The organism is Acinetobacter sp. TR3 (assembly GCF_027105055.1).
GTDB lineage: Bacteria > Pseudomonadota > Gammaproteobacteria > Pseudomonadales > Moraxellaceae > Acinetobacter.
The window spans coordinates 1,094,342-1,105,378 of sequence record NZ_CP114264.1 but is presented as its reverse complement, the minus strand read 5'-3'; the positions used below and the strand labels follow the sequence as shown (position 1 = coordinate 1,105,378).

Annotated in this window: 5 protein-coding genes; all 5 read right to left on the bottom strand. The window is 38.0% G+C overall.

Translation table 11 applies throughout. The features are described from left to right. Position 1: 1 nt before the first annotated feature. The 5 genes from O1449_RS05205 to hsdR all read right to left on the bottom strand — a co-directional run bounded on the left by O1449_RS05205 (position 2) and on the right by hsdR (position 10,848). A complete protein-coding gene (locus tag O1449_RS05205; protein ID WP_269239370.1) occupies positions 2-3,310 on the bottom strand; it encodes an STY4851/ECs_5259 family protein in 3,309 nt (1,102 codons plus the stop codon). A gap of 173 nt (positions 3,311-3,483) precedes the next feature. Continuing rightward, positions 3,484-4,971 (bottom strand): restriction endonuclease subunit S, encoded by a 1,488-nt coding sequence (locus O1449_RS05200; protein WP_269239369.1) that lies wholly within the window; start codon positions 4,969-4,971, stop codon positions 3,484-3,486. Further along, positions 4,968-6,491, bottom strand: a complete 1,524-nt coding sequence (locus tag O1449_RS05195; protein WP_269239368.1) for an HsdM family class I SAM-dependent methyltransferase — start codon at positions 6,489-6,491, stop codon at positions 4,968-4,970. The genes O1449_RS05200 and O1449_RS05195 overlap by 4 nt, the downstream gene beginning before the upstream one ends. Further along, the gene (locus O1449_RS05190) at positions 6,478-7,179 is read right to left on the bottom strand and encodes an IS1-like element ISPa14 family transposase (protein WP_001223318.1); all 702 of its coding nucleotides are present in this window, start codon (positions 7,177-7,179) and stop codon (positions 6,478-6,480) included. The genes O1449_RS05195 and O1449_RS05190 overlap by 14 nt, the downstream gene beginning before the upstream one ends. A 210-nt stretch (positions 7,180-7,389) precedes the next feature. Then, entirely contained in the window at positions 7,390-10,848 is a 3,459-nt protein-coding gene (gene hsdR / locus O1449_RS05185) for a type I restriction-modification system endonuclease (protein WP_269239367.1), read from the bottom strand. Between the last annotated feature and the right edge of the window lie 189 nt (positions 10,849-11,037).

Below are 11,037 nucleotides of genomic sequence, written 5' to 3'. Positions count from 1 at the left end.
GTTACTTCGCTTCTAAAATTAAATATTTAACAATTGAACTAAAAATTTGATTAAACCATTGCTCATCAAATGCAATGGTTTGTTTGATTTGTAATATATCGTAGGCACTCAATTGGAGTTGGGAATGATGCTTTACGTTCATGTAAGCTAAACAAAATGGTAAATAGACCACATCTTTATTCCACTGACTTGCCAATTGACAGCTAAAAGGGAGCTTCTGCATACAGTCAAAGTAAGTCCATTTATTTTGCGAAAGTGCAGTTGGCCATGCTTGATCTTCTATTGCACTATGATTTCGTTGCAACATACGTTGATACTCAGTGTTTTCTAAACCGCCAATAAAGTTACCTTCAAATATACAGTCATTTAAAAAGTGAAAATTAAACTCAGGCCCAAATGAACGTTGATTGTTCAAATAAAATGAATGAAATGATTCAGCCAACAAAGGTGTCGAATTCTTCAATCGTTCTAAGATATTTTTTGCCTTTCCTCGACCGTAACCTCCATCATCACCAAGTATTTTCTGCCAATATTGAATCAATTGATTAATTGCATTCAACCATGATGAAACAGGAATTAAATACCACATCACCGACAGTTCGGTTTCGAAACGACGTAAAATATCGAGAGATAAATCAAGTTTAAATATTGCGATAGCCAATTGATCATAATTACTTGCTAGACCTTTTAATACTTCAAAAGTATTTAAAGGCAAATGGTCATAATTATGTAATAAAGCTTTCACATGTTCCCAAAACACCTCATTATTTTCATAATTTACTGTACGTATAAACTGCTTAATCGATAGTTTATTCTGACCAAATGCACGTGTGGCGACAGTTAAAGGCTCAATGTCTTCATCTTGAGGATAATCAAACTTATGAATGAGTTTTGCTCTAAATAATGTAGAACCTTTGCTCGGAATTAATAAATAAGGAGCAAGACTCATATCTAACTCTGGTATTTGAAAAGCTTTCCCTACCCATTCATTTTTTTCAATTAAATCGAGTGGTGTAACCTGTGGTTGCACCAATGACATCACTTGCGGTTTAAAGCATAAAGATTCGGTATGATTTGAGGCATTTTCAGCATAGTACGCCTGAATACTTTTCCCCCAATTTAACTGATGTGCGTAATGACGGATATTGAATTTTTTTTCAATCTGCTGATATCTGACGGTACATTCAACATAACTATCCAAGTCATCATCGACACTCAATACACTTTTCAAATCTTCCATAAACTCATATAAATTAATTGAAGAAATTCCTTGTTTTACTTTCAGCTGTGTACGATAAAAAGGTAAAGCATGTTTTTGATTATTTTTTGTTTTTAAGACAAGATCAAAGCCTAATTTAGCAGGTCTATCGTATGAATAAACCGTTAATTCTGTATTTAATAAATCATGAATGACTAAATCTGTAGATATTAACTCTTGCTGCTCACGAATCAGTTTGAATCCTCTTGCAGGAAAAGGAACTGTAACAATACACTCTCCACCAAATTTAAAGGTTATTTTTAAGTTTAATGCTAAAGGTACAACTGCACATTCCACTTGGCACTTATACGATATTCCAGTCTTTTCATAGACTAAGCTTGAATGAGGATTTAAGACTTCAATTTGAATTTCAGTATCTGATTCAATATCAAGTATAGCTTGATTAAGTACAGCACCTGCTCTTACATTTACTTCAAAATGTTTTGGTAAAACAATTACTCTCTTTTTTAATAGACTTTCACCCTGTCTATTTTTTAAAGTTAGCATCTGTTCTCCAAGTAACCGATGCAAAGGGATACTTTCAATCGGCTCTTTGCCACAAAACAAAGTATGTGTATCAAATGTTTTTAATACTGGTTTTCCTGTGAATGCTAAACTGGGTGAAGTTTGTAATGCGCTGATATTATTTGTTCTAAATAATAACTGTTCAAATTCAACTTGAGAGTGACCGCATTTAATGAAAATTTGATCACCATCTTGTGTCAGAATCCGTTGTTGGCCACTAATTTTATACAGATCAAATGCTAAAAATTGCCCTATATACTGTGGTGAGTCTTCTGATTCTGTATGGATAAACTTTGCGCTAGCCGGCAGACTAAGCAAGACTTCAGATGCCTTAGTTTTTAGCGCACCTTGTGCAATATACTTTGGTTTATCCTGTATTTCAAAAGCTACAGGTAAAGTTTCAAAATCCAGGGAACTGTCTTCTAATTCCTTATAGCTAAGTACTACCCCATCTACCTCTAGACACAAATATAAGGTTTCATTGCAGGATTGTCGGCGAATGTCTTTTGAAAACCCTCGGTTAATTTCTGCAATGACTTGTTGGCTCCCTTGCAAAGAAAGATAAGCAATGCATAAAAAGTGGCTTTTATTATTCAAGCCTTCTTTAATCACCAAATGACCCCGCGTTCGAAGTAACTCAGTGTTTTCTTTCAATGTAAAAGAAAGTTCTTCAGGCAAATAAACCGTACTAAATAGCTCTCTAAAATCCTCAGACAAGCTATGTGTACATTTGAAAGCCTGGCGTAATTGGTGATGTTTAGAAATTTCTTCAGTGGTAGATTTAAATAAATGCCTTAAGAAATCATCTACAATGCTTTGATCTTCATCAATTGGCAATGGAAATTCTTTACGCCAGCTCCTTGATTCTTGATCTAAAATGGTAATTGGATCTTGCTGTACATTTAATCCATACTTTTCCACTTTTTCGATGATTAATTTTACAATATCAATTACTAAAGATAATGTCTCATCATGCTCAAATGCTTGGGGCAGCGTTTTTAATTCTTGCTGAATTTCAGCTCTTAATTCATCAATATCATATTTATTGTTTAAATATAATGAGGTCACTTTTTGAAAAATCGAGATATAGCGATTGCCATCCTCTTTTAACAGGCGTGCCGGGAATCCACCTTCTTTAAAAATCGAACCCAGGTAGTTATTGGCTTTACTATATTTTATAATCGGGCGCTTCCAGAATCTCAGCCCTTTAATTACAACTTCATTTCTGGTATTTACGGGTAAGTTGACGATATTTAATGCAGTTAAAATCGGATCCCATGTCCATTTTGCAGTATATTCACGTCTAAACCATTCGGCAGCATACAGTGTAAACAACCTTGCCCATTCATCGCCTATACGGTTTAAATTTTGAAATGGGAAACTTTTTTTAAGAATGTTTTCAATTTCTTTAAATTCACCAACTGATAATTGATATTGATAAAGTACCCGCCCATCAGCAGATGTTAATCCTCGTGTTGTTAATATCTGCTCTAAATATTTTCTTGGACTAAAATTTAAATTGCTCATTATTAAAACACTCGAATTTTAAATATTAAAATACTCATCACTATCATATTCAATACGTTACTTTTAAAATGATTAATTAAGCCTATTGATTAATAACTCAAATAATTTGAACGTATCATTTCCTCTTTAACACAATTAAAAAAAATGCCTCGTCCCCTCGAGGCATTTTTTGTTCAAACTTCTTTCTTTTTACGCGTCTTTTTAGCAGACTTACTCGCTTCTCTTTCCGCCTGTATTTTAGCAAGCAAGCTTTCCGCACTATTGACACCTGTAATCAGCTCTTGATGCTGTTCACGCCATTCGGCAGTCAGTTCACCACTAAAGGCTTTGGCTAAAATAGATTGAGTCAGCAAATTCACTCGTTTTTGAGCTGATTGGACTGCCGTTTCAATTAGACTAGCATTTTTAAATAAACTTTCGACTTGCTGAACAATCTCTTTCTGCTCTTTTAAACTAGGGTAAGGAATTGATAATTCCTTAATTTGACCTAAGAACAGATTTGATTGTGCCGTAGATTTAGATTTTTCATCAATTTGCTTTTGCAAATATGGTGACTGCAAGACATACATTAAGAATTTATTATCTATGAATGAGTCTAACGTCTTTACTAATGCAGCACTTCTAACCATGACATATTCATCATCTTTATCAACTAATGCTATACGACCGACTGAACCTGAACAGGAAATAAGTACATCACCTTTATTTGGATCACAACGTTTTCTTAACTTTGAGAATTCTTCTATACCAACATAATCTACATTCGACACATCAATATAACCATCACGAACATTTCTTGCCGATAGTAAATAATGACCTGCAGATTCTCTCTTAGGTGTGCTATGTTCACCATCAGTAATCTTTGAAGCGAAAGATTGTAAAGCTAGATTTCCCCAGTTTTCAGGTATTTCAAATAGAGTTTCAGCTCCTATGACTTCTAAGTCTTTTTTGATTTCTTTGCTCTTAATCAGACTATCTTTCAAATCTTGCAATTCTTTTATTTGTGGTTTTATCTTCTCTTGCTCTCGCCACTCTTCCGTCAATTTACCACTCACCGCATCCGCCAAAACCGACTGACGGAATTTCTTAAGAATGGCAGGAATAGCATCTAAACGGGCTTTAATTTGCTCCACTTGAGCAAGCATCACATCAAGCTGACGAACGATTTCTTGTTGTTCTGCCTGAGACACAAAGATTACATTAAAACTTTTAAGGTCTTGCAATGAAATATTATTCATTGCTCCGCCACGTGCTTGTTCTTTGAATGTATTTACAAAAAAATCTAATTGATACTTAAGAAAATCTACATCAAAAAATTCTGATACACCACGGATAATCGCTAATGCCTGATTGGTGTTCGCAGGTAAATCCTCATCTCGGACTAAAGCTGTTTTACCAATAGTGCCAGCAATTGAAAATAATAAATCGCCAGAAACCAATTGCGACCTTTTTAATGCCTCATGAGCACCTTCAGATATAAAACTATAAATCAAAGATTTATCAATATAATTTTTCCCTAAACTTTCAACCTTAATAAAATTAATCCCTGCAGACTGAAAAGGGAAACCCATCGTAGTTGGTGTTGTACCTTTAGTAATGGTGGTGGCTAAATTACCTAATGCTACTTTTTCCCACTCAACAGGCAAATTATCTAAACTCATGCCTGTTCCTCTGCACCCAAACCTAAAGCATCTGCCAAAAGCTGTTTTTGTGTATTGGCTTCATCGGTTTGACCTAATGCCTGCATTAACGCATCCAACTCAACCAAAGCTTGAGTCAGTTCTGACATCGCTTCACTTGCCAACACATGCGGTTCAGGCAAATTCGCAGCATCCACGGCGTCATTGTCTTTTAACCATGAAATATCTAAAGAATCACCCTTCTGTTCTTTAATCCATTCACGGCTAAACTTACGCCAACGGCTGTTCTCTAAAGTCTGCTCTTGGCTCTCTTCTGTTAAAGACCATTCACCCTCTGCACGTACTGATAAACCTTTCGGGTCAGCGCCGTAGACCGTTTCAAAGCCTTTCAAATGCGCTTCGGTAAATGGCGTGCGCTTACCAAAACTTGGCATATTGGTGCGGAGGTCATACACCCACGTCTCTACCGTGCAGTGTTCGTCTTGTAGCGGATTGACTTCTGTTCCTTTGGTAAAGAACAACACATTGGTTTTTACGCCTTGCGCGTAGAAAATCCCTGTCGGCAAACGCAAAATCGTATGCACATTACATTTGTTCATCAGGTCCTGACGAATCGCTGTCCCTTGCCCAGCTTCAAATAACACGTTATCGGGCAATACCACGGCGGCACGACCACCTGGTTTTAAGTTCTTATAAATGTGCTGTAAAAATGCCAATTGCTTATTTGATGTGTTAAATGGCAAATCATCACGGGTAATACTCGCTTCACCACCTTTAGATGTACCAAATGGCGGATTGGCTAAAATTACATCCGCTTTTGGCAACGCCTGCCCCACAGGACCTAATGAGTTACCCAGTTTAATTGCACCTTGCTCACCACCAATATCATGCAGCAAACAGTTCATTTGCGCTAAACGGCGCGTGTTCGGAACAAGCTCAACACCAACAAAAGCATCTAAAGTGTAAAACTGAGTTTCTTGTTCAGTTAGTGCATACAAATCATTGTGCTGTCGTATATACGCATCCGCAGCAATCAGGAAGCCTGCCGTACCACATGCTGGATCTTGAATCACTTCACTTGGCTTAGGTTGTATACAACGCACAATACTGTTGATGAGTGGACGAGGTGTAAAGTACTGACCTGCTCCTGATTTTGTTTCGGTGGCATTCTTTTCTAGCAAGCCTTCATACAGGTCACCTAAACCATCAGCTTTAATGCTGAACCAATCCAGCTTGTCAAACTCATTGATCAACTGCTGTAAATGGCGTGGTTCACGTAAACGGGTTTGAGCATTGGCATAGATCGATGCAATCAGTTCATTCTGATTTTGAGACAAGTCCAAGAGCATTTGCTTATAGAAGTTTAATAGCTCAATGCCGTTATGATCTTTAAAATGCGACCATTTATATTGTTCAGGATAAATCTTGGCAAGCGTAGAAAACTCGTCATCCAGTTCATCGACCATTTTGACAAAGAGCAGCATCACCAGTTCAGACACAGGTGGTGTTTCAAAAAGTATGCTGACATTAAATGAAGCCATTATTGATGTAAAAAAAGGTTAAGTCGAAAGCTTTAAAATGGTTTTCAATCTTTTTTGAAAAATTACAACTCCTTCTAAAACCGCGCCTAATTCGATGCCTTATTTTGCAATTATTACCTTCAATACCTACAGTAAAAAATTTACCAATACTTTGCTTGCAGTTTTTAAAAGCAGTTATGAAACTGTCCCAATGATCACTTGCAATTCGGGTGTAGTGAATACCTAATTGTTTAAGCTTTGTCTTCAATCGTTGAACTGTAGCTAAGTCTCTTTTACCCCAAACATAAGCAACAATCTCACCTGTTTCTCGATGGTAGGCGTAAATAAGCCATTGTTTATTATTTTTATTTCCCACAAAAGTCCAAAACTCATCAACTTCAAGAGACTCATAATGACTTTGTTTAGGCTGAATTTGGTAGGTCGATTCGGTTAAAGTACGTAAAACTTTACCGATACTGATTCGCTCAACTTCAGCGATATCTCGTATACCACTACCTCTGACCATCAACTGTAATATTTTTCGAGTAATGCCTGAATTACATCCTAGATAGCTCAGAGCATGGTCACCAATAAACTGACGTTTACAGTCTTTGCACTGATAGTTTTGTTTCCCATCTACTTTGATGCCATTTTTCTTTATACTGTCACTGAGGCAGGTTGGACATTTGATTTCTAGAGTTATTCGCATTTCTCTATTTTATCAAAATTCAACCTGCTTTGTTTCAGCATACTTTTTGAAACACCACCCAGACACATAGTCGCTATAGTTAATCCCGTCATCTTTTAATACATCGCAAAGATTCCAGAGTTTTTGGACAATATCATTTTGTGTCATGTGCTGCACTTCATCAGAAAATGTGAAAAATATAGAAATTTAATTACAGGTGGATTGTAGCAGTTAAGAGGCCTGCCACAACCCTTCATGGATATCATCGACCAGTTTTTCAACGTCACTATCAAGTAACTTGCTCAGGCGTTTTACCCCACCATCTTTGGCGAATTGATGGTGAATCATATTCTTGTCAACCACCACCTCTTTGGCAATAAACAGGGTTAAACGTGCCAACCATTGCTTCTGATCTTCCGTCCATGCACGCTGCTGTAAAATCCTGTTTAGACCCCGCTGATAACGTTCTTCGACAGAAGAGATTTCTTCACCCAATGTTGAACGGCGAATCATAGAGATGATCTGTGATGCATAAGTCTGATTGGACTCATTGCCACCTAGTGCCTGGGTTAGCTTGCTTTGGGTAAAGCCTTTGCTAGTCAACAAGTTTTCCAGTTCTCGCAACTGCTCGCGAGTCAGATCAGATGGTCGTGTTACGACTGCTTTAATCGCAGCATTGTCATTCACGGCTGTTTTAACGAAGCTATCGAAATATTCCAGATAATCTTCAGGCTGTTGATGTGCCGTATCTACGACGCGTTCAATCAGTTCGTCTTTCTCGTCCGAGATAATTGGTAAATCCAAGGTGCCGAGAGCACTACGAACCTCAGCCAAACGTGCTTCTAAAATCGCACTGTTTTGCTGTAGCCAAGTACCAAGATCATCTACACCTTTAGCACGCAGCATCTGAGGTAGCTTAAAGGACTCAACCCCGAAGTTTTCTTTGATTTTTCCAAGTGCTTCACGCAGTTTGACCTGATCAGGATGATGCTTAAATTTCTCAGCCTTACCTAAAATACGGGTTACTTTCTGAATAAATTCATCGAGAACGATATCCGCTTGCGTACGCTTGACTTCATCAATGCAAGGAACATTGATTGCTTTAGCTTTCTGCATCAACTCCGGATTACTTAACTCACGAATCAGCTGATCAATACTGATATTTGGACGCACAACAATCGGCTGCATGGTATTCACCGCTTGTAAGGTCGAAAAAATATCTACGGCGTCGTATATACGGAATTCTGTTTTACCAATATCAGGACATAACCGAGTTGCACGACCAAGCATCTGTTCAAACAGCACACGTGAACGAACTTTACGCATAAACACCAGATTACAGATTTTAGGTACATCAATACCCGTGGTAAGCAAATCTACAGTGACAGCAATATTCGGGAACTTGTTCTTTTTATAACTCTCTACCAATTTGCTCGGCTGATCTGCATTGCCTGTGATTTTCACCACAGCATCATTATTCCAGTCTTTCCCATATTTCTCTTTGAACAGCTCATTTAATAATGCTACCACCTGATCCGCATGACGATCCGTCACACAGAAAATCATGGTCTTTTCATCACCGAGTGGATTGAGGTCTTCAACCAATGCCTGACAAATCACTTTATTGAAGCTTTCATTGATCACACGACGGTTAAAGTCCGCGACATCAAAATCCATATCATCGGGTATTAGCGCCGTGGTCTTTTGCCCAGTGGCATTAGTCATCACCTGAACGCTTGTCCCTTTAGGTATTTCAATACCTGCCTGACTAAGCTTGGTGATGTAGCGAATCGGTTTGTCATAGTTGACCAAATAACCTTCTTCTACAGCACGAGTAAAACTGTAGGTGAAGACAGGCTTACCAAAAATCTCTGTTGTATGTAGGGCAGGTGTTGCAGTCAAACCAATCAGGGTGGCATCAAAATAGTCGATTACACGCTTATAGGTAGATAGATACTGCGCCTCATCACGAATCGTTTCCTCACCTTCGGTCATTTCCTTATCAAGGGTATAACCACGGTGTGCTTCATCAATGATGATACAGTCATAAAAATCAATCGGCAGTGGTGCATCACTGTTAAACAGACGATGTACCAAGCTTTGCACTGTAGCAACTTGAACTTCAGGACGTTCAGTAGTATCTACACCTAAATCGGCAACCGTATAGATTTGTGCCAGGGTTTGGCCTTGCTCAATGACTTCAGCACCAAATGCATCAAATGCCTGTGTACCTAAAGTAGAACGATCAACTAGAAACAATATATGCTTAAAACGCTGGCTTTTGATTAATCGGTACATTAGACCAGTCGCTAAACGCGTTTTACCTGTGCCTGTAGCCATTGCCAATAAAATACGTTGCTTGTCTTTGGCAATGGCTTGCTCAACCGCTTTAATGCCTTCTCGCTGATAGGCACGATCATTGAATGGCAGGATCTCGGTCTGTTCTAAATATTCATCTGCACGTTCAATATCCTGCTCAAGTTTTCGCTTCAACCCTTCTGGTGAATGGAAACCTTGCAACACCTTAGAAATGTTGGATGGATGTCGTACATCACGAAACCAGATTCCGCCCTCATCAGCTAAACGCTTAGACTGCTTTTGACCATTACATGCATACACAAAAGGAATGTGGTAGACCTTCTCCTCAGATGTCCACGGCGTATTCTTGTATGGCTTGTCTAAATCAGTCGCAAATTGAAAACTTTGTGAGTAACGCTCCGCCTGACGAATGTATTGACTGACGGTTTTGTTCTGCTTCTTCGCCTCAACTACTGCAACAGGCATTAAGCCTTCAAAAAGTACATAATCCGCAAAACCCTCTTCACCATCCAGTAACGTCGGATATTCTGCAATTGCAAGATTCAAACCTTTTTGCGGGCGAACACCTTTTGCATAGGTCAGCAATTCAGTATCTGTAATCCATCCCGCCTGATTCAATTGCTGATCAATCAATAATCGTGTTTCAGCTTCGGAAAGTTCAAAACTTTGGTTTGCAATAGTCAATTGCACCTGATCAATCACTGCGACTGTTGTGACGACTGGTTGTTGCTCCAGTGTTTTGACTTTTTCTTCAAGCTGAATCAATTGCTGTTTTAATTTCTCAGCCTCTTCATGCTGTTGTTGTTTTAATTTCTGATTTTCCGCTTCAAGCTCAGCATTCTTCTGCTGAATTTCATGATTGACCGCTTGTTTATCATAAGCCGTGCGTAATTGTTGTTGCAGTTCCATCACTTCAACCCGCATACGACGAGTTTCTAAAGTCGGGTCTTCTGGTGCTTGGTAAGGTTTAAACACTTTAGATTTCTTTTGTGTCACCAAATACAACCACTGTGCAACCTTATAAGAAAGCGTCAAGGATGCAAGTGCATCACTATGATTGGTCTGTAAATCGTGTGCCCCTTTATTGCCATTTTTGCGTAATGTATGCAGCACCGAGATAAAATCTGCTTTTATATCAATGGTATTTTCCAAACGGCGAATACGTGTTGCAAAGTCAGTTTGTTCTGTAAATTCAATTTTATTGGCGATTGCAAGTCGATTGACCAAGCTTTCAGCAAATTTACGTGTTTGCACCAAAGTATGCGCTGGCGCTGAATAATACGAAGATTCTGCACTTGCTAATAAAGCATGCATTAATGGGTCAATTTCTTTTACAAATTCAAATTGAGATTCAACAATATTATTCATCATTTTATATAACTAACCGTATTCTACATTGCATTTATAAGCATTTATTAATTATGAATATATCATTTACTACCTGATAAATTAAGAAAAATATTTTTATCTCTGTATTCTTTCTTCTCTACTTTAGAAATTTATTGTCCAATTTAAAAATCATAATTACGTTTCCCAAATATATCACCCGGTAACATAAGT